The following is a 25224-nucleotide window of genomic DNA, read 5'->3' as shown; positions in this document are numbered from 1 at the left end:
TTTTTGTTTTCAGCTCAAGTCTCGGAAACGGTCATCTCAACGAGCAGGCGTCTTTGGATCTTGCCCGATGGCCCTTTGGGCAGGTCATCCAGAATGTAAACCCGGTCCGGCGCCTTGAACGCACCGACTTTGGATTTACACAGCGCTTTTAGGCTGTCTTCGGTCTGATCTGACCCGTCCCGCAGCTTAACGGCGGCCTCGACCAATTCGCCATATGACTTGCAAGGTCGCGCAAAGGCGGCTGCCTCAACCACATCCGGGTGCGTGTACAGCGCCTCGTCAATCTCGCGCGGGGCAATGTTTTCACCGCCTTTGATGATCAGCTCTTTCAGGCGACCAGTGACAAAGACATAGCCATCCGCGTCCTGACGACCCAAATCACCAGTGCGCAGCCACCCATCAGCAGTGAAGGTATCGCGCGTCGCATCGGGGTTGTTTAAATATTCGAGCATGACGTTCGGACCTCGAACCACCAATTCCCCCTCAACTCCCGCCGCTACCGGCTTGAGATCATTCCCAAAAATAGCGACTTCATTGCCATAGGCACAGCCAGGTGAACCGATCTTGCGTACGCCCGGAGGCATTGGGTTGGACAAGATTTGTGCCGCCGTTTCTGTCAGCCCCATGGTTTCGATAATCGGAACTTCAAAACGAGCCTCAAACGCGCGTTGAACGTCCGGTGCCAGTGCTGAAGAGGCCGAGCGCCCAAACCGAAGGCGGTCTCGAGTGGTTGTGTCCGGATCATTGTCCGAGGCCAGAAGGTGCGAAATGATCGTCGGCACAACCGAAAACCATGTCGCCTCACCTTCGGCGCAGTACTGCCAGAAGCGAGAGGCCGAGAATTTCGAGCACATTGCCAGCGATCCACCCGACACAAGCGCGCCCATGACGGTCACGCAGAGCCCGTTAATGTGATAGATCGGCAGCACGCATAGGCCACGATCCTCGGGTGTCAGGGCATGGGCCACGGCGGTGGTCCAGCCACCGGCAAGCAGGCTGGCCTGGGTATGAACCACTCCTTTGGGCTTGCCGGTGGTGCCCGAGGTATACATCAAGAGCGCATGGCTATCAGGTGTAACCTTGTGCAGTTTGACCTCTTCCCCATCTCCTAGACGCGAGGGGTCGAGAGGCTGCACATTGCCCGGTGTCGTCGCCGCAAACAGATTCTGTTGTGCGGGGCCAACAAAGGCAAAGCGCGCACCGCTGTGATCCAGTGCATAGTTGATCGCTTCATTGCCCGCGACCAGATTGATCATTGTGGCCCGGAACCCGCCATAGAGCACGCCAAACAGCACTTCGACAGCTGCGCGTCCGTTGGGCATCATCAGCGCCACGCTTTCGCCGGGCTGAATACCACGCGCGGTCAGATCCTGCGCGATCCGGCGTGCAGACAAGCGCAGCTCATACCAGCGCAGCGCGGCCTCACCTTCTGGAAAGACAAAACCTTCTCCACCGCTTTCGGCACGGGCATCAATCCAGTCTCGGATTGTCCCTTTGGGCGGGCGGTTCGACGCGACGCTCATTTGCCTGCCTCGGCCCAGTAGGCACCAAACACGTCGTCCAGTGACGGCTCACGCGCAGGGATCTCGCGGATCACCTTGGTAGACTGAACAAAGTGCTTCCAATGCAGGTTATCGTCGATTGAGTTGCCACCCCAGCTGCCGCACCCCATCGAAAGAGAGAACGGCATGCCGTTGGTGAACGACCCACCGGTGGCAAAAGTATGCGCCTGATTGACGATCACCCGACAGGTGGGCATCGAGCGGCCAAGCTCCACCGCACGATCATCCTGATCAGTGTGGATACCGACCGAATGGCCAGCGCCCTGATAGGTCAGCACGCGCTTGGCGGTTTCAACTGCGGCCTCATAGTCGCTTGCGCGATAGAGGGCCAGCACGCGGCTGAGCTTCTCCCCGCTCAGCGGATGATCTGAGCCAATGCCATCGGTCTCAACAGCGATGAATTTGGTGTCGGCAGGGACCTGACCGGCCATGCCGAGGGCGACCAACATTTTGTCGGCGTCCTGCGCGATGACTTCGCGGTTCAGATGACCATCGGGCCAGAGTTTGCCAATGATGGTGTCGGCCTGATCTGCAGGCACCAGCGCGCCACCTGCCTTGGCCATCTCGGCCACAAAGGCGTCATAGACTGCATCAACCACCACGGCTGCGTTCTCGGACGAACATGACGTGGCATTGTCGAACGTCTTGGAGGCAGTGATTTTTTCCGCCGCGGCCTGAAGATCGGCAGTTTCATCCACGATGGTGATCACATTGCCCGCCCCCACAGCTACGGCCGGGGTACCAGCGGTCTGCGCGCGGTGGACGTTGTTCTGGCTGCCGGTGCAAATCACGCGGTCGCAGGCCTCCATCAGGGCTTGGGTCTTGGCCTTGGAGCCGGGCGCCGGAACCATCTGAACCAGATCACGGTCCAGCCCGACCTTGTCAAACTCGGCATGAACATAGTCGAGCAGCAGCTCGCAGCTGGCGACGCCCTTGGGCGATGGGGCCACGATGATGGCGTTGCCGCCTTTCAGCGCGTTGATGATGTTGTTTGCCGGGGTCGCCGCCGGGTTGGTCGAAGGGACAACAGCCCCTACAACACCCACAGGGCGCACAATCTCGGTGATGCCGGTCGCAGGATCATCACTGATGACGCCATGCGTTTTTGCGTCTGCGATGTCACGCAACAGACCAAGCGTCTTGCGGTGGTTCTTGGTAATCTTGTCCGAAACATTGCCCAGACCAGTCGTCTTTACCGCCAGTTCAGCGAGCGTTTTGTTGCGGGTGGGTTCCATGATGGCCCAGCCAGCGGCTTGCGCGGCCCTGTCATAGCGGGCCTGATCGGCACCGGCCTCATACGCCGCCTGCGCGGCCCGGGCGCGGGCAACAATCGCATCAATGGCGGCAAGATCATCATGAGCGTTCATCGGTAAATGTCCTGTAAAAGTCTACGAGCGAGGCGGCAGCAGCCAACGGCACATCCGCCGCCTCTCTCAGGGAGTTATGATTAGAGACCCGCCAGCAGCTCTTTCAGAGTTGCTTCGCGCGCGGCCCACATTTCGATCACCTCGTCACGGTTCATGATGTGCATGGGCGAACCGCCTGCTTTCATCTTTTTCGCGACACGGCTGTTCTCGAACATTGCCGGTACGGTTGCGGCCAGCTTGTCGATCACCTCTTGCGGGGTGCCTTTGGGCACCATGACACCGCGGAAGTTCACAGAAGCGTTGTCGACGTCCAGGCCCTGCTCTTTCATTGTCGGAACATCCGGCAAGAAGGCGCTGCGTTCCAGGTCAGCCACACCAAGGATCTTGACGTTGCCCGCCTGTTGCGCACGGAAGGCATCGGACAGGTTGTTGACCCCGCCCATGACTTCACCCGCGATCACGGCCTTCATCGCGGCAGCACCGCCGCCTTTGGTCGGGATATAGGCCATCTTGACGCCTGCCGCCTTTTCGATCTGCAGCGCTGCGATGTGGTGGCCCACAAACAGGCCTGCGCCCGAGAAGGTCAGCTTGCCCGGGTTTTCCTTGGCAAAGGCCACAACGTCATCCATCGAGTTGAATTCGCTATCCGCGCCCACAACAAACACGGCCGGGTCCGCACCCCAGTTGGCGATGGGTTCAAAGCTGTCGGTCGAATACGAGACGCCGCCTTTGATCGACTGCGCGATGAAGTGGGGTACGTTATATGCACCTAGCGTATATCCATCGGCATCGGCTTGCGTCGCTAGCCAGTTCCAACCAACACGCCCACCGGCGCCTGGCTTGTTGATGATCGCGATCGGCATGCCAAGCGCGTCCTCGTTCCCTGCGGTCATGGTCACGATCCGCGCCTGGAAATCGGTGGCACCACCTGCGCCATACGACACCATCATCATCACTGGGCGATCCGGGTAATCCTGCGCCATTGCGCCCCCCGTCATCCCCATCAAGGCCACGGCGGCCCCTGCGATCCAGTTTTTCATCATGAGTGTTTCCTCCCTTGGAAATCAGCCGCGTTAATCGCGGTCAGAACAGTATTTCACGTGGTGTGTAGACTTTGAGCAGCAAGGCAAAGAGCCCGTACATCACGGCGATGAACCCTGCGGTGATCAGCGCCCGTTTGACCCATGTACGTCCCTCGTTGTGAGGCGCTGGATCATAGAGCGAAAGCAGGATGAAGAATGCCACGGTGGTGGCGGTGTAAAAGCCAAAGGTTTTGGCAGCCCAGAAGATGTAGATCAGGGCAACCATCAGACCGGGCAGCAGATTTACGATCATGGTGCGCGACACACCCGCACCGACCCGGCTGAGGCCCATCAGGGCCTTGCCGAATGTCCAACCCGCCAGCACCACAAAGACCGATGAGATCAGGCGTGGGAACAGGAAGGCCTCGGCAGGTTGCTGGGTGTAGCTGACCCAGGCGATCCAGCAGCCAACGGCGAAGATTATGCCTGACGGGACAATGTGTTGTGCGCGGCTCATGATTGCACCTCGACTGTGTTTTGGATTTTGCGCGTGCGCAGCTCCATCCAGATCGAATAGGCAACAGAGGCTGCGACCACGACCATCAGGAAGATGTTAAGCGGACCACCGAAGAAGTACGGGGCCATTCCATCAGTTGCATTGGCGATCATCGACCCTTGGATAAAGTTCGCCTCGGCAATCGGACCTAGGATCAGGCCAAGCACCAGTGGCGCTGCCGAAAAGCCAAAGCGTTCAAGGAAGAACATCATCACACCCAGGCAGGCCATAACGTAAACGTCCCCCATCGAGCTTTGCACCGAATACGCACCAAAGACCGACAACCCCAGAACCACGGCGGCCATAACTGACTGCGGGACCTGAGCAACGCGGGCAGCAAGACCGGCCACGTAAAGGCCAAAGATACACATCAGAACCTGCCCGATCAGCATCGAGTTGATGAAGGTCCAGGCCACATCGGGGTGGTTGTCGAACAAATCTGTGCCCGGGAAAATCCCGTGGATCAGCAGACCGCCCAGCAGAACCGCGGCCGTAGGGCTGCCGGGGATCGACAGCGTCAGCAAGGGCACCAGCGAGGGGCCGACCATGGCGTTGTTGGCAGCTTCGGCTGCAATCACGCCTTCTGGGTGACCTTTACCGAACTTGTCCTGATCGGGGCTGAACTTCTTGGTCTGGTCATATGCGACCAGACCGGCAATCTGACCGCCCACACCGGGGATCAGGCCGATGATGGAACCAGTGATTGTACCGATGGACAGCGCCCGTGGATTGCGCACCAGTTCACCCGCTGCCTTGCCGACGGAATGCTTCTGTACCTCGATCACTTCGGCGCCTTGGGTTCTGCGCCCCTTGGCAAACATGGTCAGCACCTGCGGGATCGCAAAGAGACCGATCAAAGCAGCGATGATGTTGATCCCACCACCAAGCGAGGGGTGAAAGATGAACCGCTGCGCACCCATGATGTCATCAAAACCGATCGTCGCAAGCCACAGTCCAATACAGCCAGAGAGCAGCCCTTTGACCACCGAGTCACTGTCGAGCGAGCCAATGACGGTAACGCCCAGAATAGCCAACCAGAACAGATGCGATGGACCAAAGGCCAGTGCCCACTGCGCCAGAACCGGCGTCAGAAAGATCAGGAGCAGCACACCAAACACACCGCCAACAGCCGAGGCCAGGAATGACAGTTGCAGTGCCCGTGCACCCTCCCCTTTTTTGGCCATCGTATGACCGTCCAGAGTTGTGGCGATGTTGGCCGGGGCACCGGGGATCTTGAGCAAGATGGCGCTCACAGCGCCCCCCGCCACAGTCGAGGTATAGGCCGCCCCCAGCAGGATCAGGCCCTGAACCGCCTCAAGCTGAAAGGTAAACGGGATCAACAGAGCCACAGCCATCGTGGGTGACAATCCGGGCGTCGCCCCAAGGATGAGGCCCCCGATCGTTCCCCCAAGCAGCAGGGCAAATGAGAGCGGCGAAAACACATCGCCAAAGTAGTAGATAAATTCCATTCCGGGGCCTCCCAACCCGTTTGCCCGACATTCAGGCAAGTGGTCCGCGCTGCGGTCCATAGCTTTGTTGACAAACTAGGGTATGGGATGAAAATAGTATTGCAAATGTTTTCATAAAATATCCTCAGGAGGTCATTTTTATGGCGCAAAAACAATCTGGTAAGGTAGATATTGTGGCCGTGGCAAGGGCCGCTAAAGTGTCACCGTCGACGGTGTCGCGCAGCTTTAACCACCCTGATTTGGTCAACCTTGCGACTCGGAAAAAGATCGACCGCGCCGTTCGCAAGCTGGGCTACATCCGCAACCGGGCAGCCCAAGCGATGCATGGCAAAAGGTCTGCGACGATCGGTCTGATCGTGCCCACCATCGATCACGCGATCTTTGCCGAAGTGATCCAAGCCTTTTCCAGCGCGGTCGAAGCCGAAGGATTCACCATTCTCATCGCCTCGCACGGATATGACCTTGAAGCCGAATATGGTGTGTTGCGCAAACTGCTTGAACATCGCGTTGATGGCGTGGCCCTGATCGGGTTGGACCATAACACCGAAACGTTCCAATTGCTGGAACAACAAGGTGTTCCAGCTCTGGCGATCTGGAACTTTTCAGATAACTCGCCAATCGCCTGTATTGGCGCCGACAACCAGAAGGCTGAGCGCAATGGCTGCCGAACACCTACTTGACTTGGGGCATCGTTCCATTGGCACCATTTTCCCTCCAACCCAAGGCAATGACCGTGCAGGTGATCGCCTTATCGGAGCGCTGCAACAGTTGGAAGCCAACGGTGTTACCGTACCTGAGAACTGGCAAAGCGAGGCCCCCTATAGCCTGCAACAGGCGAAGGCCGCCGCTGAGGCAATGCTGGCAACCGAGTCACTTCCTTCGGCTTTGCTCTGCGGAAACGATGTAATTGCCCAAGGCGCGATCTATGCAGCCGTGAAACTCGGACTGCGCGTCCCTCGGGATATTTCGGTGATCGGGATCGGAGACTTCAAAGGATCTGAGGAAATGGAACCTGCCCTGACAACCATCCGTATTCCGGCTCAACGCATCGGACGGTTGGCTTAGCGAAGAGATTACACGCGCAATCGCAGATCAAGTTACGCTACCGACCCGGCTGGAATGCGACGTGAAACTGGTAAGCCGCGCGACAACCCGCAAAGTACAGGGGAATTCAGACCGATAGGTATCACAGGGCGAGAACCTGCCGCCCGACACACGGAAAACTTGCGGATAATAGCCTATACATTGATTTCACACAAAAATTTTATCCTACCACTGGAATCGCAAGGCACTATGCTTCATGTGGTTCACATCAGTTCATTCAGGAGTCTCTCATGTCTCGTACCCTAATCATTGTGGCCATCATCGCTGTTGGAGGCGGTGCTGCCTATTATTTCATGAATCAACCCGAACCGACACCGGCTGAACGGCTTGAAAGCGCGGCACAAGATGCCGGAGACGCTTTGAGCGATGCGGCCGGTGCTGTGCGTGACGCTGCTGAAGAGGCAGTAAACGAAGCAACCGGTCAGGCCAGCGAAGCGCTCGACAGTGCAGCCGACCAAGCGTCAGAGGCAGTGTCATCTGCAACTGAACAGGCCGCTCAAGCCGCGTCGGACGCGGCGGATCAGGCAACCACCGCGGCCACGGATCTGGCAAACGCAGCTTCGGATCAGGTCGCGAGCCTGAGCAACGACGCTCAAGATTTGGTCCAGTCCATGCAAGACACCGGCATTTTGACCAAAGAAGGCTTCAACTACGACGCACTTGTTCTGGCAGTGCAGGGAAGCTCTCTGTCTCAGGAAACCAAGGACACAATCCTGAAGATTCTCGGGGACATTAAGGCGTCGCCCGAAACCTTTGATGCAAAAATGCAAGAGCTCAAGGGCTTAATCAGCGGGTGATCATCACTTTGGCTCTGGTTTCACAATAAGCCAGAGCCAACTCCAACGAACTGATTTTTCTTTTGTTTTGAGCAAATCGCGATAGGCTGGGACCCAATCATTCAACTTGTTTGAATGTTTGAATTTCACAATGCCCTCCCTGGCACACAGGAGAGCGCCTTGATGAGGGAGGTCCATAGTGTTCCAACGACTTTATCGGTTTTCACTTTGGTTAATGATTTTGACCGCTGTTGTCTTTGGCATCTTATGGATGCTTCTGGCCTCTTCGGTGTTCTCTGATCTGCGCAAGCGGCTTGTGAGCGGTGTTTTGTCAGAACAACTCGGGCAACCCGTCATTATTCACGGCGATGTACGAGTGCGCCCTGCCCCGGTCAGTCAGATCTTTGTTTCAGGTGTTGAAATTCCCAGTCAGGATATTCCGGACGTAGCCTTGGCAGAACTCAAACGTCTTGAATTGGAACTTGACCTCTTGTCACTGGCGAAAGGTGTCGTGGACTTTGACAATCTTGTTGTCGACGGGTTGGGTGTAAATCTATTGCATCGGGCAGACGGCTCTAAAAGCTGGTCGGAACACGAAACTGCCCGTGTCAACGACCGCCCGGAAACAGTAGAAGAAGAGCAACAGGGCGGCATAATCGAGTTTTTGTCGGATAAAACCGTCGCTTTTTCAAACATCAGTCTACGGCGCCTTAACGAGGTGACGGGCTTTGTCTTTGATTTCCAGATCGAGGTTCTGGCCCTTGCTCAGAAGCAAGAAGGGCAACTCACGACTGTTACGGGTCGCGGTGGAGTGAATGGTCAGAGCTTTCATATTGACGCGCAGTTTCCACGCGGAGAGGCGTTTACCACCCGAGCCGAGTTTGGTGGGCTGGAACTAACATATGACGGCACTCCAATCCCGTTGGACCAAGGTGGGGGATATACGGCCCTGCTCGCGTTTGAAACTGGCTCATTTGCCGAGTTTCTAGAGATCCTACAATTGGACCCCGTATTGGACGGCAAGGGTGCGTTCTCTGCCGAAATGACCAATCAGAACGGTGTTTTGAAAATTTCAAACACCGAAACGGTTATTGACCTTAGCGAAGGGCAAAGACTTTACGCTCAAGGATCAATCGCGGATTTTTGGACAGGAAAAGACGTAGATATCAAGCTCGAAGCACGCCTGCACCCTGAGGGCGCACCACCACCCAAAGCGCGAGAAATCTCTGACATCAAATTGACTGGGGCCCAGGTTGAAGTCATCGGCGATACGGGGAATCTGGAGTTTCGGGAGTTGTTTCTTGAAACCAACCTATTTGAGCAGGGACTGGACAAGGTAGGTCCAGTGTCCATCGGAGAAATACGGCGAACCGAAGAGGGCTCGCTTGCCATGCGGGACATTTCGATTCAGGCCGGTCCATTGGATGCGCCCTATCTCAGGGCCCAAGCGAACATCAACAACCTTCTGGAACTCAAGGACCTCGATGTTGCCGGCAATCTGATGGCTCCGGCGTCTCTTTTGTTGGGTGAAATGGGTCAGGACGTTGCAGAGAAATTCGGTCGCGTAGATGCGCAGTTTGAAGTCGACGACGCTCCCGGGCATCTGCGTCTGGCGCAATTCAAAGCTCAGGCGCTTGATACAGAGTTGTGGGCCCTGGACGCACACGGCCAGGTCGGAGACGTCCGCAAGCTTGATGGAAGCGAGATGCACATCGATCTCGACATTCCGGAAACCGTTGAATTTCTTGAGGCGCTCGATCTCGAACCTGTAGACGCAGGTGCACTGGAGCTCCTGTTATCCCTGTCCAGTCAAGACAGTTCAGTCAGCATGAACGTTCAAGCCGGAGTTGCAACGTCACGACTTGAAACCCAACTGGACGTTGAAGGGCTGACAACCAAGCCCTTCATCCGAGGGGTCATCTCGAGTGACAAACTGGACCTGAAAGACTTGCAAAATGGGATCGCTGCATTTGTTCAATTGGACAAGTTAACTGAGGACAAACCAGAAGATCAGGACGATGTTCAACCTCTCGTCTCGAAAGATGACAGCGATGACAAAGACCCTGATGTGCAGCCACTGGTTCTTCCGGCCGACGACAAGTTGCTGGATGTGGAGCGCAGGCTGCGGGATACCGACCTTGAAATAGTGGTGAACATAGCACGGATCGTTGGACAAGAGGGCATATCCAAGGTTGAAAGCGCGCTGACGTTGAAAGACGGGAAAGCGGATCTGGGCCCCCTCGAAGTGCACTATGGTGGTGGATACATTCGTGCCAGTGCCGGAATGGACCTTTTGGATGCTCCTGAAAGGCTCAATGTATCGGGCGCAACGAGTGGCTGGGACTTTGGTAAAATTCTGGACTCGGTCGGCTTGGGCATTCAAGCGCATGGCACCCTGCGCGGAGACTTTAACGTTAGTGGAAACCGCAAGTCCCTCAAGACATTCATCAATACGATGTCCGGGCGTGCAACAATTTCGATGCAGAACGGAGACATCGCAACCAGCCTGGTCGAACTAGCCGGGTTGGGCATTTTTCCCTGGCTGTTCTCGGCCGAACTTGGCCAAGGATATACTGATATTGTTTGCCTTGTCGCGCCCCTGCAAATCCAACCCGGCAAAGTCACATCAAACGCCGTCGTGGTTGAAACCAAAAGCGTTCAATTGGTAGCAAATGGCGGCGCGGACTGGAAGAATGACACGATCGCTTTGCGTGCGGAACCCAGGCCGGTGGGACGCCCCCTCGCGCGCAGTGCCTGGCCGTTTTCCGTGTCGGGCAAGCTTTCTGAACCAAAATTCAAGCTCCACGTAGGTGGAGTACGAAGCCAGGAGCGCGGACGACCACAGCAACAATCAAATCGCACCCCATGCAAACCAGACAGCCTGCAAAATGGGGGCGACCGCTGATCAGGGATCCTGTTTTGGTTGCTCTTTTTGGCATGCCTGAACGGCCTGAATCGCCTTCTGGCTACCTTTCAGGCTGATTTCAACCTGTCGGTCCCCTTCGCCGGACACTGTGACCTTTGACCGTTTGCCAAATTCGTCCACGAACTTGGGGTTATCAAAAAAGGCATATCCTCCAAAGAGATCACCTTTGATCACTCCTCTGGCGTCTCCGGCAAATTTGGCGTCCCCAAAGTCAAACGTCAAAACCGCTTCTTGACCGTCGGTGATTTCTGTCCATTCTGCGTTCAGAACCGCAAAAAAACCGCCCTGCTTGTCGGGTTCGGCCCCAACCTGCACTACCGTTCCATCTGGCGAGGTTCGCTGCATGAAACATCCATGTCCAACATCCGGGTTTACCAGAATTTCCCAATCCCCGGATGTCCCCCACGGGTTCGACGTGTTTGCCCAAGCGATGCTCCCGAACACCGCGGACAACAGCGCACCTTGCAGGACCTTTGACATCATCTTCTCCCCAAATACCAACTTCGAAAATTGAAAAAATCTGCTCGACTTTACAAACATGTATCGTCCTTCATGTTTATGCATATCACGACCAGCCACACTGGCAAAACCAAGAACGAAAACCAAATTTGATCCAAAGCACCCGGAGTTTGACCTAATTTCCCGGCACCCCACCGATCAAATCGCGTTGTGCACGATCGGTATGACGCTTTTCATCACAGAATAGCCTGAAGATGGGAAGCAACCGAAGACCTCCTCCTATCCCTCCCTATGCGCAAGAATCGGGTCGAAAACCAACGAAAATCCGGGCAAGAATTCTGGAATGACCGAACAAAAAACCATGTCTCCGCGCGCTTGGGCAGAGTTGTTTCTGCTGGCCCTCATCTGGGGTGGTTCCTTTCTGGCCATCCGCATCGCATTGGACGAAGTTCCCGTGATCACATCTGTTCTGCATCGGACAGGATGGGCGATGATCGCATTGTGGCTTGTCATAATCGCCCTCCGATTGCCCATCCCGAAAGATCCGCGCGTATGGGGCGCATTTCTTGTCATGGGCCTGCTGAACAACGTGATCCCATTTGGCCTGATGGCATGGGGGCAGCTTTATATCGAAACAGGACTGACCTCGATCCTGAACGCGGCAACGGCGATATTTGGCGTGCTGGTTGCGGCTATAGTGTTCATTGACGAGCGTCTGACGGCACGCAAAATCATTGGCGTGGGGCTGGGTTTTTTAGGCGTAGCGGTGGCTATCGGGTTACAGAACTTCACCTCATTCAGCATTCAAAGCATCGCGCAACTTGCTATTATTGCAGGAACATTCTCATACGCACTTGCAGGTGCATGGGCCCGCGCGAAATTGAGCCACCTGCCACCCGAAGTCGCAGCAGCGGGTATGTTGACCGGATCAACCATCATATTGTTGCCCGTGGCGCTTATTGTTGACGGCCCGGTATCCATGTCGCTTGAAACGGACACTTGGGTCGCCATCGGATACTACGCGATCATCGCCACGGCCGGTGCATATCTGCTGTATTACCGGGTGCTGGCGATGGCAGGCAGCGGCAACCTGATGCTGGTCACCCTGTTGATCCCACCCGTGGCCATCGTTCTGGGCGCATATGTACGGAACGAAACGCTGATGCCGCAGGCCTATGTCGGGTTTGCCTTGCTAGCAGCGGGTCTGTTGATCCTGAATGGCACGATTGGGCGTCGGCGCAATTGACCCCGCCTGCCCTGCACTCTAGCAAGGGCAAAACGACCAACGGTGGAACGGACGGCGGGACATGATTTACGGCTCGGCTCAGGATTGGCGCGCGGCGGCGCGCAAAAAGGTGCTGTTTTTTGGCATGTCGGGACTGGGCAAGACCTATGTCTCGAATATCCTGCGCGATACGGGCGACTGGTTCCACTACTCCATCGATTACCGCATCGGCACCCGCTATATGGGCGAATACATCACTGACAACGCCAAGGCCGAAGCGATGAAAGTGCCGTTTCTGCGCGATCTGCTGTTGTCTGATTCAATCTACATTGGCTCGAACATTTCGTTTGAGAACCTAACCCCGGTGGCGACCTACCTTGGAAAACCGGGTGATCCAGCCAAAGGCGGTCTGCCGATCGGTGAATACCACCGTCGGCAAGAACAGTTCCGCATGGCCGAGACCCATGCATTGCTGGACACCGAATACTTCAGCGACCGGGCCGAGCGGCTTTATGGCTATCCGAACTTCATCTGCGACACCGGTGGGTCGATCTGTGAATGGGTCGATGCCGACAATCCCGACGACCCGCTGTTGTCGGAACTCTCCAAACACACGCTGATGATCTGGCTCAAAGGCGATGACGCCCACACCGAGGAACTGATCCGCCGCTTTGACAAGGCGCCCAAGCCGATGTCCTATCAGCCCGCCTTTTTGACCCGCGTCTGGGACCAATACCTGGTCGAGCAGGACTGTGGCCCCGACGAGGTTGATCCCGATGCTTTTATCCGCTGGACTTACGCTCAAGCGCTGGCACATCGCCAACCCAGGTATGAGGCCATGGCCCGCAACTGGGGCGTGACCGTCACTGCTGACCAGATCAGCGCTGTGCGCGATGCATCCGATTTCGAGGACGTGATCGCACAAGCCCTTGAGGCCAAAGGCCAGACCACCTAGGTTCCCCAATTCATTCGCAACGAAAAGCTGATACGATGCCCATCAAGATCCCTTCCGACCTGCCCGCATATGACGTCCTCACCAAAGAGGGTGTCATGGTCATGTCGCCGGATCAGGCGGCACGTCAGGACATTCGTGCCCTGCGCATTGGGCTGCTCAATCTGATGCCCAAGAAGATCCAGACCGAGAACCAGTTCGCGCGTTTGATTGGTGCCACGCCGCTGCAGATCGAATTAAGCCTCATCCGGATGTCGGAACACCGCACGCGCAATACTGCGGCTGAACATATGGTTGAGTTTTATCACCCGTTCCAAGAGATCAAGGATCAGAAGTTCGACGGGCTGATCATTACCGGCGCACCGATTGAACATCTGGAGTTCCCGGATGTCACCTATTGGGACGAACTGCGCGAGGTGATGGATTGGACCCAGACCAACGTGCATTCTACTTTTGGCGTTTGCTGGGGCGGGATGGCGATGATCAACCATTTCCATGGCGTCAAAAAACACATGTTGCCTGCCAAGGCATTTGGGTGTTTCCGTCATCAGAACCTTGATGCCGCGTCTCCATTTCTGCGCGGGTTTTCAGATGATTGCGTGATCCCAGTAAGCCGCTGGACCGAAATGAAACAAAATGAGATCGATGCAGCTCCAGGGCTTCGCACGCTGTTGGGCAGTGATGAGGTCGGCCCTTGCCTTGTCGAGGACCCCGGTCACCGTTCGCTCTATATCTTTAATCACTTCGAATATGACAGCGATACGTTGAAGCAAGAGTACGACCGGGACGTGGCCAATGGCACGCCGATCAATGTGCCGATGAACTACTATCCCGATGATGATCCCAGCCGTACGCCGCAGAACCGCTGGCGCAGTCATGCGCATCTGCTCTACGGCAACTGGATCAACGAGATCTATCAGTCGACCCCGTTCGACATGGCCCAGATTGGTTCTTAAGGTCCTGATAGCACTTTTCATTGTCGTGATTGCGAGCGTCGCAACCACGCAATGGAAAGCGGCCAAGAACGAAGCCAGCGCCGAAAGAACCCACCCGGCGTTCGGTCAGTTTGTCACTGTCGATGGAATCCGCATTCACGTCAATGTCTCGGGAAGCGGCCCGGATCTTGTGTTAATTCATGGCTCTAGCGGATCAATACGAGACATGAATTTTGCCCTGTCGCCAGCTTTGACTGACAGATACCGGGTTTTTCTGTTTGATCGACCAGGGCATGGGTATTCCGATGCTTTACCCATCGGGAAAGAAACCATTGCCGAACAAGCCCGCGTGCTTAGTGAGGCTGCTTTGGAGTTGGGCGCCTCTCGACCGATTGTGATGGGGCAAAGTTATGGTGGCGCAGTTGCACTGGCCTGGGCCGTGCATCATTCTGACAGGATATCGGCACTTGTCCCGGTCTCGGCCCCCTCTACACCTTGGACCACCCCCTTGATGCCTACTACCAGCTAGTCACGTCTGGATGGGGTAACTTACTGGTCGTGCCGCTGATCACCGCTTTTGTTCCCGACACCCGGATCGAGGAGACAATGGCCGAGGTCTTTGCGCCACAAGATGTGCCTCAAGGATATCTGGAACACTTCAATCCGCGCCTGAGCCTTCGCCGGTCGGCGACCCGAGCCAATGCCCGCCAACGGTACAATCTGCTGAATGAGGTAACAGAGCTGCACCCCATGTATCCCGCAATTTCTGTACCGACCGAAATTTTGCATGGCGACGCGGACGACATTGTCAGCCATAAGCTGCATTCGAAGAACCTGGTTAAACGCATCCCGGATGCAACGCTTACCCTGCTCCCCGGCATTGGTCACATGCCGCAACATGTCGCCGTTCCGGACGTAATCGCCGCAATCGATCGTGCAGCTGCGCGCGCAGGTTTGCGTTAAGTCGATTAACATTACATAGTGGACGGAAACAAAAGCAATAATCCGGAGGCGGCACCAAATGGCCCGGCCAGAAAAAGGCGAGATCAGCAACTACCTCAATAACGATGCACCACAAGAGGTCCGGGATCTTGTCCTAGAATCCAGCAAGGACGACATTTTGAATCCGGACTATCCCTATGACGCACGCATGGGCAACAAAGACTATAACAAACAGATGGATGCCCTGCAGATCGAACTGGTCAAAATGCAGGCCTGGGCCAAGGACACCGGCGAACGTATCGCCATTTTATTTGAAGGGCGCGATGCAGCCGGAAAAGGCGGTACAATCAAGCGCTTCCGCGAGAACCTGAACCCACGCGGCGCGCGCGTTGTTGCGTTGGCCAAGCCTTCGGACGCGGAACGCAGTCAGTGGTATTTTCAACGCTATGTACAACACCTGCCCTCGGCCGGTGAAATCGTTTTTTATGACCGCAGCTGGTACAACCGTGGTGTCGTGGAAAAAGTTTTCGGTTTCTGCACTGATGAGGAACGCGAGCGCTTTTTTCGGCAGGTCCTGCCCATCGAGCGGGGCCTGGTCAACGACGGGATCCGCATATTCAAGTTCTGGCTGAACGTTGGACGCGCCGAACAATTGCGCCGCTTTCACGACCGAGAGAGCGACCCCCTGAAGCAATGGAAACTTAGCCCGATTGACGTGAAGGGGCTGCACAAGTGGGACAGCTATACCAACGCAATTCGAGAAACCCTGCTTCGGTCGCACTCGGACAGTAACCCCTGGACCATCATACGTTCAGACGACAAAAAGCGGGCCCGCATCGCGGCAATACGGACCGTACTGGGTCAATTGGACTACGATGACAAGGACACCAATACCGTTGGGCATCCAGACATGAACATCTGTGGCGGACCGGACATCTGGGATGCCTAAACGCGGTTATCATCACGGCAATCTGCGCCAGGCTCTGATCGAGGCGGCGCTCAAGCTTATCGAAGTGAAGGGCCCGACCGGTTTCACGCTGTCCGAAGCAGCAAAAACCGCCGGTGTCACCCCGGCCGCCGTATACCGTCATTTCGAAGGACGCGAAGACTTGATTGCCGAGGCGGCGCGCCAAGGCTTCGACATGTTCGCTGACTTGATGCAATACGCCTACGACAAAGGACAACCATCCGCACTTGCCGCCTTCGAGGCGACCGGACGGGCTTATCTGGCCTTTGCCCGACGCCATCCCGGACACTATATTTCGATGTTTGAAAGCGGTATTTCGATGAACCGCACCCCCGAACTGGCAACCGCCGCGAACCGTGCCAAGTCGGTGCTGGAGCGCGCCGCAGCCGAGTTGTCCGAGCATATCCCAGCCGACAAGCGCCCGCCTGCTTCAATGTTCAGCGCCCACATCTGGGCTATGAGCCATGGGGTGGTCGAACTTTATGCCAGGAACACCGGTACGGTGTCCCCGTTCCCGCCCGAGGATCTGCTGGAAACCGGCATTGGTATCTACTTGCGCGGGCTGGGGCTAATTCCACCCGATTGATACTGCTGCTTGTGGCAATTCAACGGACCCTCTAACGTGTTTGTGAACTGACTTGAGAGGGGAAACCGGATCGTGAGCCGCCTGATTACCAATACAACTCTGATACGTCGCGACCGTCTTCGCCAATTGAAGGAACGCGAAAGCGGGTGGCATGATCTGCAATTTGTCAAAGCCATCGCACCGGAACACAGAAGCCGCTGTATTGACCTGCTTGATCATGGACATTCCCAGATTCGGCAAGACTTGTTCGCCTTGGCACAACTTGACTTTAAGAAAGATGGTTACTTTGTTGAATTTGGGGCAACAAATGGCGTTTCCCTGAGCAACACTTGTTTGATGGAGCGAGAATTTGGCTGGACCGGTATCCTGGCCGAACCCAGTCGTGGTTGGCACGACGAGCTTCGACGGAACCGTACTGCCATCATCGACACGCGCTGTGTCTGGAAAGAAACCGGCGCCACAGTTCAGTTCACCCAAGCGCGACGGGAGGTTAATTCTGCCATCAGTGAATATGCATCGACCAAGGACAAGTTGCGCGGTTCAAGCTATGAGGTCGAAACGATTTCGCTCCACGACCTGCTGGTCGAACACAAGGCGCCCCGCCATATCGATTATTTGTCTGTAGATACCGAAGGCAGCGAATACCAAATACTGCAAGCATTGGATTTCGATCACTGGACCTTTGGTGTTTTGACGGTTGAACATGCTCATCTCAGTCAACAGGACGACATTCACGCGCTTATGACATCCAAAGGATACAAGCGGGTGCTCGAGGATTTGTCGATGTTTGACTATTGGTACATTCCGGCGAACTGAGTTCCCTTTTGGGCAGAAACACGATTAAAAGCCACGCAGGCAAGCGGCGGCGGGCAACAACATGAAAATCAGCATCATCATTCCCTCTCGGGAACGGGCAAGTTATCTTGGCTCATCCATCCGAACGGTTCTGGATGTTGACGACCCCGACATCGAACTGATTGTTGCTGATAATGCCTCCGGCGATGGCACCGATCAGGTCGTCGCCGGGTTTGACGACCAACGTTTGATATACTTGCCTTCAAGTGTACGCGTTTCGATGCGCGAAAACTTCAACCGGTCCGTTTTGGCCAGTACCGGCGAGTACGTCATTGTTTTTGGTGACGACGACGCGATCCTGCCTGGGCAATTCCCGTTTCTGCGGCGACTTCTACTGGAACACCGCCCCGATGGGGTGAGTTGGTTCAAGGCCACATACGGCTGGCCGATTGAGGGGTTCGGGGACAAGACCGGCGGTATCAGGTTCTACCGAGAAGACTGCTTTGGCACACCGCAGCACTATGATCCCAAGAATTACCTGGATAACCTAATGCGCTGCGAAATCGCGCAGTTGAATCCAACGCCGAACACCTATCATGGCTGCGTGTCTCGTGCATATTTTGAGGCCCACAGGCCCTCTGACGGGGTGTTGTTCGACAGCACAATTCCGGACGTGAATTTTCAGTATCGCAGTATCTACACTGGCGGACGCTTTCTGCACCTGCGCCATCCATTTACAATCAACGGATACAGCCCCGCCTCGACCGGGGGGCACACTCCAATCCAAAAGAGGGAAGCGAAGGCGACAAAATCGGCAAGAGCTTTGTCGCTGAAAACAAGGCCGATCCTTATGACGACATCATCGATCATGCCCTGACGATCCAATTGGTGTTCTTTTCGACCCTGGAGACTTTGCGGGCACGCGGTGGGTTTGACACCCCCTCCCCGGATTATGCACGCTGGTACAACTATGCCCTCAATGCGGCACGTGCCAAACCGGCCGAGGCGGATCGGATCGACAAGATTCTGACCGACCATGCAGAACGCACCGATACACAGGCAGAGCTACAGGCCGCGCGCGTCATGCCGGTAAGATCGAAACGCACATTGGTGGAACGATGGGCCCGTGTACAATCACAGATGCAGTCCTTTCGCCTGTCAGCAGAAATTGAAAATGCTAACACTGTGCATTCGGCGGCCTGCGTAATGGATGCAGTATTGGGCAGTGACTACGGCGCAATTCTTGATGGCCAGGAGACGAAAAACGGCGCCTGGAGCAAAGCCAAGCGCCGTTCCAAAGAGTTCAAACGACAGTTATGACACACGCTTGAGGAACCCGTCGTGCGCGACGGTGATCTGCAGCTTGTCGGGAATGTCCTTATCAATTTCAAACTCGGGATGGGTCTTGAGGTAATCCCAAACCGCGGTCTTGGGATTGTCGCCCTTGCCCCATGGCCGATTGGGATAGGTGTCTTCGGCCATATCCTCGATCAGCGTATCGAAGACCACACAATAACTGCCAACTGACGTCAGCGGCGCGTAAGCCTCGAGCTCGGCTCGGACGTGATCGTGGGTGTGATTGCTGTCCAGGCAAACCAGAACACGATTGTAATCCTTGGCAAAGTCCTGAACACGAGAAATGATTTCAGGGTCGATCGACGACCCTTCAATCATCTCGATGCGGGAACGCATCGAGTGCGCATCAATCGCAGCCCGGTTATGGGCGCGAATGTCGACATCAACACCCAGAACCTTGCGCTTTGATATAGCGGGATCCAGTGTCTTGCCCTCTTGTATCGCCTCTTCCATATCCATCAGTGCCAACATCGAGGCGGAAAAGATCAGTGACCCACCATGAGCAATTCCCATTTCAACGATCAGGTCAGGCTTGATCTCCCAGATCAATTCCTGCATCGCGACAATGTCTTGCGGGTACTGGATAATCGGACGATCCATCCAGTGATAATTGTAAGAATATTCAGCGAGAGCCGAGGCGCGCAGAAAATCGAGACCGGGTTTGGTCAGCGCTTCGTTCTCACGCATTTCGACAACGCGTTTCGGGATATCGGATTTGAAGTCGCTCATGCGCCCACCTCAACGTATGTAAAAGCATTGTCAGACATGGATTTGATTTCCTCGGTATAGTTCGGGTTCATGACCAGAATTCGGGTATCCCCAGAGAGCTGCGGCAACAGCTCATCCGGCGCGCTGACCCGAAGCCCGGTCCCGGCCAGGTGCTTACCCTGTTTCGCCGGGTTGATGTCGATGATGCCTGCAACGGGACGTCCCGCCCGGGCCCGCAACATGGAATAGATCAACCCCTTGGATGCTCCGCCCCAGACAACATCCTGGTCCGTGGTGTTGGCAGCCTTGAGGCTGTCGGTGAAATCAGCCGGAAAGCGCACAGGTGCGTCCGGGTCGTAAGAAGGGCGACGCAGGCTGGCAAGGTCGCCGATCACGTAGAGGTACTGACCGCCAAAGCAATTGCCCGAGGCCACGACGCGGCCAAAGATCTTGTGAAAGTCGCTGAGCCGGAAGTAGTTGACGTGTTCGTAGAAGAAATCGAACCAGGCCCGGTTTTCACCGATCCAGTCAAGGCATGGCACCTCGATATAGATCAGCCCCTGCCCGCCATTGGCCTCGGCCAGTTGCATCAGAAAATCGACAGGGTCCTGAATGTGCTCAAGCACATGACGCAATACCAGCCCGTCGCCATTCATGCCAACTTCGGGGCCGAAATAGACCTTTTCGATGCGCGTGTCATCGCCTTCGTAGGTGGGATCAAAACCGGTGATGTCGGCTCCGCGATCTGCCAGCATGTCCAGGAATGTGCCCTTGCCACACCCCACTTCGATCAGCCGGTTGCCCATCTCGGATCGGATCAGATCAGCAGCCCAATCAAGATGCGTCTTGAACGGGGCCGAGTTGGCCTGTTCATTCTGGTAGGCGGCATCATAAACCATCAGATCCGGATCGAACGCGGCGTTGTAAACAAGACCCGTTTTCAGATCCTCGACAATGCGAATTTGACCGCGAGGACAGGCCTGCGCGGCTTCGACGGTGTCGTACATGCGGTTTTGAAAGATCGGGAAGTCAGCTGCCTCATAAAGTATTCGTTGGGTCATGCCGGGTCCTCGGGTGGGCGCAGGCCAATCACAACCGGTGGATCGGTCAGATTGTCGGGGCGCGCGCCGAAATTCAAAAGATCACGTCGATCATACTGGTCGGCGATCCGTTCCGCCAGAGCGCGAACAGTGATCCCCTGCCCGCTGGCAATGTTGCTAGCCCCGGTTCGGTCACTGAACGCATCGTCGAGCAAAAGAGACGCTGCATCGTCCACGTCCATGAAATCGCGCAGCTGTGTCCCACTGGTCAAATCAGCCTGCTCACCGGCCTGCATCTGCTGGTGCAGATAGGGTACCAACCGTCGTGGATCTTCGCCCTTCCCGTACAGGTAAAACAATCGAGCCCAGAGAAACTCCATCCCCATTTGAGGTGCAAGTTGGTTCAACGCCAAAAATGCAGCTGCCTTTGCTGCAGCGTAGGGCGTCAACGGGTCCAAGGCCGTGTTCGGGCACAACTTCCCGACCGTCAGATCGTATTCAAAACATGTGCCGACACCCACAAATCGACGCACGCCCGCCTGTGCCGCGCCTTTGGCCAGGGCCAAGGTTCCGGCAAGGCAATCCAGATTCTTGTCCGAGGTCAGGTATTTGCCCGGTTCGGCATACCATGCCACATGCAAAACCAAATCGATGTCCTGACAGGTCTGTGCCCACCAATCAGAAGACCGCGCAAAAACATCTTCAACTTCAACAGTTTTGCTCGCGCCGCTCACCTCTCGGCCTTGTCGCACCACGCAGATGGGTTTGACACCGCGCGCTGTCAGCGCACGCATGACTGCCTGTCCGACAAAGCCAGTGGCGCCGGTCAGCAAAACGCGTTTCATCCCATCACCTTGAGTTCGGGAACGGCAGTTACGAATTTGGTTCCAGCATCCGCCAGCGCCTTGTTCTGGGCCATGATCTCAGGCCCGATGTTCCAGGGAAAAATCACCAAGTAATCCGGACGACGATCCGTCAACACACTGGGGGAAAGGATCGGAACATGGCTTCCTGGCATCAGCATGCCCTGCTTCGATGGCGCGGCATCACAAACAAATGGAACCAAATCGGGCTTTACCCCACCGAAGTTCATCAATGTATTGCCTTTGGCGGCAGCGCCATAAGCAGCGACAGATTTTCCATCGGACTTGGCCTGCAACAGGAAACGCAGGAAATCGTTCTTGACCATCTCAGCCTTCGCCTGAAACGCAGTGTAGTAAGCGTCTGTGCCCATTCCGCGCGCCGCTTCTTCTGCGCGCAATGCGCCAACGGCCGGAGTTTCTGCGTGGTCCGCTTCGGCACGACAGGCATAGATGCGCAGGCTGCCGCCGTGGGTTGGCAGCTCTTCGACATCGAAGACGCGACATCCGGCTGCCTGCATGATGCTCTCGACTGCCAGCAAAGACAGATACGAAAAATGCTCATGATACACCGTGTCGAACTGGTTGAACTCGACCAGACGCATCAGGTGTGGAAACTCCAGAGTGATCACACCTTGAGGTTTCAGGACTTCACGCAGACCGCGTGTAAAATCATTGATATCAGGTACATGAGCGTAGACATTGTTGCCCAGAACTAAATCGGCCTTGGGCAGATCATGCGCCATCTCTTCACCAAAGAACGCTTGTAGAACAGGCACACCCAGAGCTTCGGCTGCCTTGGCCGTGCTTTCTGTTGGCTCCACACCCAAACACGGAATTCCAGCCGCCACAAAGTTCTTGAGCAGGTACCCGTCATTCGAGGCCACCTCGATCACATGGCTGTCTGCCGTCAAGCCCAGCCGCTTGGTGATCATCTCAACATAACGTTCGGCATGGTCCAACCAGCTACGCGACGTGGACGAAAAATAGGCATAGTCATGAGTGAACAACTGATCGGCCTCGGCAAAATCCTCGGTCTGAACCAAACGGCAATTTGGACAGGCCTTGATCCGCAAAGGAAAAGTCAGCTCGGGTTGCGACAGCCCTGCGGGCGAGACATAGGCATTCGACGGCGGCGCATGGCCCAAGTCCAGGAACTCCAACGTCAGCGGGGTGTTACAATGTCGGCAAGTTTGGGTCATAGCGCGGCGCACTCCCCCAGTGATGGTAGATTTTGGTCACGATCAGAAAGGACCGTCACAGGACGAGGCCAGTCAATGCCCAAACCGGGATCAAGCGGGTTTACCCCGCCTTCATACCCCGGTGCGTAGGCTGTTGAATGGGCATATTGCAATTCCGTATTGTCCGTCAGGGTTTGAAATCCATGAGCGAAGCCCTTGGGAACATAGATCGCATTCAACGCATCCTGATCCAAAAGCACACGGCAATGCTGACCATAAGTTGCAGACCCGTTGCGTAGATCAACGATGACATCAAAAGCTTGCCCACGCAAACAGCGCACCAGCTTGACCTCTGCTGCGGACTCGCGCTGAAAGTGCATACCTCGAAGCGTTCCGGCCTCTCGGCTGAGCGACACGTTCATCTGCACCCAGGTGGTGTTCAGATCGTGCGCCGCAAACTCATCATCGCAATACATCCGCGCAAAAAAACCGCGGTCATCTTCTCGGCGATCCAAGTGAACCTCGAAGGCGCCTTTCAGGGGTAGTGGTTCGAATTTCATGGCGCACCAAATTCTGCAATCTGGCCGCGCGTCACAGCAAGCGCGTCGGCGCCTTCATGCACCGCGCGATACCATTCTACCGATTTGTCCAAACCTCTGGCAAAGTCCCATCGCGGCGCATACTCCAGATCGACCCGAGCCTGTTCAATCCCAAGGCTCAACAACGAAGCCTCGTGGCGAGCATTCGGATCCGATTGATCCAACCATTCACCCGGCCACTGCGCCAAAGCGCCGTGCACCAGATCCCCAACCGCTTTGACGTCATGGGTTTCAGGTCCGAAATTATAGGCCTCGGCAACTTGATGACCGTTGCTCATCTGTTCCGCCAGCCTCAGATAGCCAGCCAGCGGCTCCAGCACATGTTGCCACGGGCGACGCGCGTGCGGGTTGCGCACTGGGATAGCCTTACCCGCAGACAGGGCGCGAACGATGTCCGGCAAGATGCGATTTTCTGCCCAATCGCCGCCGCCGATCACATTCCCCGCGCGCGCCGACACGACACGAACAGGGTGATCCGCAAAGAACGACTTGCGATAGCTGGCGATCGCAATCTCGCAGGCAGATTTAGATGCAGAATACGGATCATGCCCCCCAAGCGATCACCCTCGCGATAAGGGTGCAACCACTCGCGGTTTTCATAAACCTTGTCCGTCGTGATCATCACAGCTGCACAAGGATGCTCCAGTTGTCTGAGGGCGTCCAGTACATGCACCGTCCCCATGACGTTGCTGTTCCAATTGGCCACCGGATCATCATAAGACGCCAGCACCAATGGCTGCGCAGCCAAGTGAAATACCACGTCCGGGCGTGCTTCGGCCACACGTTCGCGAACCGTTTGCGCGTTGCGGATATCTCCGATCCGATGATCGACCTTGTCGGCCAGCGCAAGCTGTTCAAAGAGCGCGGGTGTCGTGTCAGGTTCCAATGCCAAACCAAAGACCTGAGCCCCAAGATCATGCAGCCAAAGCGACAACCAAGATCCCTTGAAACCGGTGTGACCTGTCACCAAGACCCGTTTTCCAGCCCAAAAACTCATGAGCGCAGCGGCTCCCACACTTTCCAGGGTGCCTGATCCGAAGACCAGAGATCTTCGAGCTGGTTCTTGTCGCGCAAGGTATCCATTGCCATCCAGAAACCGGAGTGTTTCCAGAGGCTTAGCTGACGATCTTCAGCCAACCCTTCTAGCGGATCCTTTTCAAAGATCGTGTCGTCCCCAGCCAGACGATCGATGACTTTCGGTTCACAAACCATGAAACCACCGTTTATCCAGCGGTTATCGCCCTGCGGCTTTTCTTGAAACGAAGTTACCCGTTCCCCCTCGATCCCAAGCGCTCCAAACCGTCCGGCCGGTTGAATTGCCGTGACCGTCGCCTCAGTCCCTTGCGTGCGGTGAAATTCGACCAGCGCGGTAATATCAACGTTGGAAACACCATCGCCATAGGTCAAACAGAACGTGCCATCCAGGTAGGGCGCCACCCGCTTGATCCGGCCACCTGTTTGCGTCAGCTCGCCCGTGTCGATCAGCGTAATCTTCCATGGTTCGGCCGTCTGGTTGTGGACCTCCATCGAATTGTCGGACAGATCGATGGTCACATCCGACATATGTAAGAAGTAATTCGCAAAATACTCCTTGATCATATACCCTTTGTAACCGCAGCAAATCACGAACTCATTGATCCCATGGTGCCCATAGAGCTTCATGATATGCCACAGGATGGGACGGCCACCGATCTCGATCATCGGCTTTGGGCGTAGGTGGGATTCTTCGCTGATACGTGTGCCAAGTCCCCCGGCAAGAATGACTGCCTTCAAAGTGTCTCTCCCGCTGCCTGCGATCTTCAAACGTCTTGTATCAAGGCGTTACACGGAACACAGC

28 protein-coding genes are annotated in these 25224 nt (G+C 55.8%); 14 read left to right on the top strand and 14 right to left on the bottom strand.

What is annotated here, in order from left to right; genetic code table 11:
- Positions 1 to 14 precede the first annotated feature (14 nt).
- The 5 genes from ACZ1HE_RS10755 to ACZ1HE_RS10735 all read right to left on the bottom strand — a co-directional run bounded on the left by ACZ1HE_RS10755 (position 15) and on the right by ACZ1HE_RS10735 (position 5976).
- Positions 15 to 1523 carry an AMP-binding protein gene (locus ACZ1HE_RS10755; protein ID WP_472620754.1) on the bottom strand — a complete coding sequence of 503 codons (1509 nt, stop codon included), beginning with the start codon at positions 1521 to 1523 and terminating at the stop codon, positions 15 to 17.
- Positions 1520 to 2929, bottom strand: a complete 1410-nt coding sequence (sauS, locus tag ACZ1HE_RS10750) for an acylating sulfoacetaldehyde dehydrogenase (RefSeq protein ID WP_472620753.1) — start codon at positions 2927 to 2929, stop codon at positions 1520 to 1522. The genes ACZ1HE_RS10755 and sauS overlap by 4 nt, the downstream gene beginning before the upstream one ends.
- A gap of 80 nt (positions 2930 to 3009) precedes the next feature.
- Positions 3010 to 3969, bottom strand: a complete 960-nt coding sequence (locus tag ACZ1HE_RS10745) for a Bug family tripartite tricarboxylate transporter substrate binding protein (RefSeq protein WP_472624441.1) — start codon at positions 3967 to 3969, stop codon at positions 3010 to 3012.
- Between the two features lie 43 nt (positions 3970 to 4012).
- Positions 4013 to 4468, bottom strand: a complete 456-nt coding sequence (locus tag ACZ1HE_RS10740) for a tripartite tricarboxylate transporter TctB family protein (protein WP_472620752.1) — start codon at positions 4466 to 4468, stop codon at positions 4013 to 4015.
- On the bottom strand, positions 4465 to 5976 hold the full coding sequence (locus ACZ1HE_RS10735; RefSeq protein WP_472620751.1) for a tripartite tricarboxylate transporter permease: 1512 nt from the start codon (positions 5974 to 5976) through the stop codon (positions 4465 to 4467). The genes ACZ1HE_RS10740 and ACZ1HE_RS10735 overlap by 4 nt, the downstream gene beginning before the upstream one ends.
- A gap of 140 nt (positions 5977 to 6116) precedes the next feature.
- Between ACZ1HE_RS10735 and ACZ1HE_RS10730 the strand changes: the two genes are divergently transcribed.
- The 4 genes from ACZ1HE_RS10730 to ACZ1HE_RS10715 all read left to right on the top strand — a co-directional run bounded on the left by ACZ1HE_RS10730 (position 6117) and on the right by ACZ1HE_RS10715 (position 10761).
- Positions 6117 to 6656: a LacI family DNA-binding transcriptional regulator gene (locus ACZ1HE_RS10730; protein WP_472620750.1), complete on the top strand. Its 540-nt coding sequence runs from the start codon at positions 6117 to 6119 to the stop codon at positions 6654 to 6656.
- Positions 6634 to 7041, top strand: a complete 408-nt coding sequence (locus ACZ1HE_RS10725; protein ID WP_472620749.1) for a substrate-binding domain-containing protein — start codon at positions 6634 to 6636, stop codon at positions 7039 to 7041. Before ACZ1HE_RS10730 ends, ACZ1HE_RS10725 begins: the two co-directional genes overlap by 23 nt.
- 269 nt (positions 7042 to 7310) lie before the next feature.
- The gene (locus ACZ1HE_RS10720) at positions 7311 to 7877 is read left to right on the top strand and encodes a hypothetical protein (RefSeq protein WP_472620748.1); all 567 of its coding nucleotides are present in this window, start codon (positions 7311 to 7313) and stop codon (positions 7875 to 7877) included.
- 178 nt (positions 7878 to 8055) lie between these two features.
- The gene (locus tag ACZ1HE_RS10715) at positions 8056 to 10761 is read left to right on the top strand and encodes an AsmA family protein (RefSeq protein ID WP_472620747.1); all 2706 of its coding nucleotides are present in this window, start codon (positions 8056 to 8058) and stop codon (positions 10759 to 10761) included.
- Here ACZ1HE_RS10715 and ACZ1HE_RS10710 read toward each other — a convergent pair whose 3' ends face one another.
- Complete coding sequence (locus tag ACZ1HE_RS10710; RefSeq protein ID WP_472620746.1) at positions 10762 to 11262, bottom strand: hypothetical protein; 501 nt, start codon at positions 11260 to 11262, stop codon at positions 10762 to 10764.
- 322 nt (positions 11263 to 11584) lie between these two features.
- Here ACZ1HE_RS10710 and ACZ1HE_RS10705 point away from each other — a divergent pair, with 322 nt between their 5' ends.
- From ACZ1HE_RS10705 to ACZ1HE_RS10660, 10 genes are all read left to right on the top strand, one after another.
- Positions 11585 to 12487, top strand: coding sequence for a DMT family transporter (locus ACZ1HE_RS10705; protein ID WP_472620745.1), 903 nt, complete (start codon positions 11585 to 11587; stop codon positions 12485 to 12487).
- 61 nt (positions 12488 to 12548) lie between these two features.
- Positions 12549 to 13421, top strand: a complete 873-nt coding sequence (locus tag ACZ1HE_RS10700) for an ATPase (protein ID WP_472620744.1) — start codon at positions 12549 to 12551, stop codon at positions 13419 to 13421.
- A 35-nt stretch (positions 13422 to 13456) separates the two neighbouring features.
- Positions 13457 to 14374 (top strand): homoserine O-acetyltransferase MetA, encoded by a 918-nt coding sequence (metA, locus tag ACZ1HE_RS10695; protein WP_472620743.1) that lies wholly within the window; start codon positions 13457 to 13459, stop codon positions 14372 to 14374.
- Between the two features lie 25 nt (positions 14375 to 14399).
- Positions 14400 to 14882, top strand: coding sequence for an alpha/beta fold hydrolase (locus tag ACZ1HE_RS10690; RefSeq protein ID WP_472620742.1), 483 nt, complete (start codon positions 14400 to 14402; stop codon positions 14880 to 14882).
- Entirely contained in the window at positions 14849 to 15316 is a 468-nt protein-coding gene (locus tag ACZ1HE_RS10685) for an alpha/beta fold hydrolase (RefSeq protein WP_472620741.1), read from the top strand. The genes ACZ1HE_RS10690 and ACZ1HE_RS10685 overlap by 34 nt, the downstream gene beginning before the upstream one ends.
- A gap of 58 nt (positions 15317 to 15374) precedes the next feature.
- A complete protein-coding gene (gene ppk2, locus ACZ1HE_RS10680; RefSeq protein WP_472620740.1) occupies positions 15375 to 16244 on the top strand; it encodes a polyphosphate kinase 2 in 870 nt (289 codons plus the stop codon).
- Complete coding sequence (locus ACZ1HE_RS10675) at positions 16237 to 16848, top strand: TetR/AcrR family transcriptional regulator (protein WP_472620739.1); 612 nt, start codon at positions 16237 to 16239, stop codon at positions 16846 to 16848. Before ppk2 ends, ACZ1HE_RS10675 begins: the two co-directional genes overlap by 8 nt.
- A 72-nt stretch (positions 16849 to 16920) precedes the next feature.
- Complete coding sequence (locus ACZ1HE_RS10670; protein ID WP_472620738.1) at positions 16921 to 17664, top strand: FkbM family methyltransferase; 744 nt, start codon at positions 16921 to 16923, stop codon at positions 17662 to 17664.
- Between the two features lie 61 nt (positions 17665 to 17725).
- On the top strand, positions 17726 to 18520 hold the full coding sequence (locus ACZ1HE_RS10665) for a glycosyltransferase family 2 protein (RefSeq protein ID WP_472620737.1): 795 nt from the start codon (positions 17726 to 17728) through the stop codon (positions 18518 to 18520).
- An 11-nt stretch (positions 18521 to 18531) separates the two neighbouring features.
- On the top strand, positions 18532 to 18963 hold the full coding sequence (locus ACZ1HE_RS10660; protein ID WP_472620736.1) for a hypothetical protein: 432 nt from the start codon (positions 18532 to 18534) through the stop codon (positions 18961 to 18963).
- Here ACZ1HE_RS10660 and ACZ1HE_RS10655 read toward each other — a convergent pair.
- The 8 genes from ACZ1HE_RS10655 to rfbF are packed head-to-tail and all read right to left on the bottom strand — an operon-like array spanning position 18958 to position 25160.
- Positions 18958 to 19728 carry a cephalosporin hydroxylase family protein gene (locus ACZ1HE_RS10655; protein WP_472620735.1) on the bottom strand — a complete coding sequence of 257 codons (771 nt, stop codon included), beginning with the start codon at positions 19726 to 19728 and terminating at the stop codon, positions 18958 to 18960. The genes ACZ1HE_RS10660 and ACZ1HE_RS10655 overlap by 6 nt on opposite strands.
- Positions 19725 to 20768, bottom strand: coding sequence for a methyltransferase domain-containing protein (locus ACZ1HE_RS10650; protein ID WP_472620734.1), 1044 nt, complete (start codon positions 20766 to 20768; stop codon positions 19725 to 19727). Before ACZ1HE_RS10650 ends, ACZ1HE_RS10655 begins: the two co-directional genes overlap by 4 nt.
- Positions 20765 to 21592 (bottom strand): NAD-dependent epimerase/dehydratase family protein, encoded by an 828-nt coding sequence (locus ACZ1HE_RS10645; protein WP_472620733.1) that lies wholly within the window; start codon positions 21590 to 21592, stop codon positions 20765 to 20767. Before ACZ1HE_RS10645 ends, ACZ1HE_RS10650 begins: the two co-directional genes overlap by 4 nt.
- Entirely contained in the window at positions 21589 to 22809 is a 1221-nt protein-coding gene (locus ACZ1HE_RS10640) for a methyltransferase domain-containing protein (protein ID WP_472620732.1), read from the bottom strand. The genes ACZ1HE_RS10645 and ACZ1HE_RS10640 overlap by 4 nt, the downstream gene beginning before the upstream one ends.
- On the bottom strand, positions 22806 to 23348 hold the full coding sequence (locus ACZ1HE_RS10635; RefSeq protein ID WP_472620731.1) for a dTDP-4-dehydrorhamnose 3,5-epimerase family protein: 543 nt from the start codon (positions 23346 to 23348) through the stop codon (positions 22806 to 22808). Before ACZ1HE_RS10635 ends, ACZ1HE_RS10640 begins: the two co-directional genes overlap by 4 nt.
- A complete protein-coding gene (locus ACZ1HE_RS10630; RefSeq protein ID WP_472624439.1) occupies positions 23345 to 23893 on the bottom strand; it encodes a CDP-glucose 4,6-dehydratase in 549 nt (182 codons plus the stop codon). Before ACZ1HE_RS10630 ends, ACZ1HE_RS10635 begins: the two co-directional genes overlap by 4 nt.
- Positions 23821 to 24384 carry a GDP-mannose 4,6-dehydratase gene (locus tag ACZ1HE_RS10625; protein WP_472620730.1) on the bottom strand — a complete coding sequence of 188 codons (564 nt, stop codon included), beginning with the start codon at positions 24382 to 24384 and terminating at the stop codon, positions 23821 to 23823. Before ACZ1HE_RS10625 ends, ACZ1HE_RS10630 begins: the two co-directional genes overlap by 73 nt.
- The gene (rfbF, locus tag ACZ1HE_RS10620; RefSeq protein ID WP_472620729.1) at positions 24381 to 25160 is read right to left on the bottom strand and encodes a glucose-1-phosphate cytidylyltransferase; all 780 of its coding nucleotides are present in this window, start codon (positions 25158 to 25160) and stop codon (positions 24381 to 24383) included. Before rfbF ends, ACZ1HE_RS10625 begins: the two co-directional genes overlap by 4 nt.
- Between the last annotated feature and the right edge of the window lie 64 nt (positions 25161 to 25224).

This window comes from Falsiruegeria sp. JB4-1 (assembly GCF_055693495.1).
This window is presented reverse-complemented; position numbering and strand designations above follow the sequence as displayed.